Below are 260 nucleotides of genomic sequence, written 5' to 3' on the forward strand. Positions count from 1 at the left end.
TTGCAAACCCAAAAACCCATCGCTACCCTCACCGGGCATAGGAATCCGGTCTATAGCATTGCCTTTAGTCCCGATGGCTTGACATTGGCTTCTGCTAGCAGTGACAAGACCATCAAACTGTGGATTTGGGATTTCGATAAACTAATGGCATTCGGTTGCAATTGGATTAGGGATTATCTTAGAACCAATACTCCGGACAGTTTTTGAGATCGAGGCTGAAACCCTCATTCTACCGTTAGCATTCGACCTCACTGAGAAGG

1 protein-coding gene is annotated in these 260 nt (G+C 46.2%); it reads left to right on the plus strand.

Going from position 1 to position 260, the window contains the following annotated elements:
- Window positions 1-207 (plus strand): WD40 repeat domain-containing protein (locus QUA03_RS16575; protein ID WP_333213354.1); only part of this gene is annotated, 207 nt, incomplete at its 5' end.
- Between the last annotated feature and the right edge of the window lie 53 nt (window positions 208-260).

It is taken from the genome of Microcoleus sp. S36b_A4 (genome assembly GCF_036700645.1).
GTDB lineage: Bacteria > Cyanobacteriota > Cyanobacteriia > Cyanobacteriales > Microcoleaceae > Microcoleus.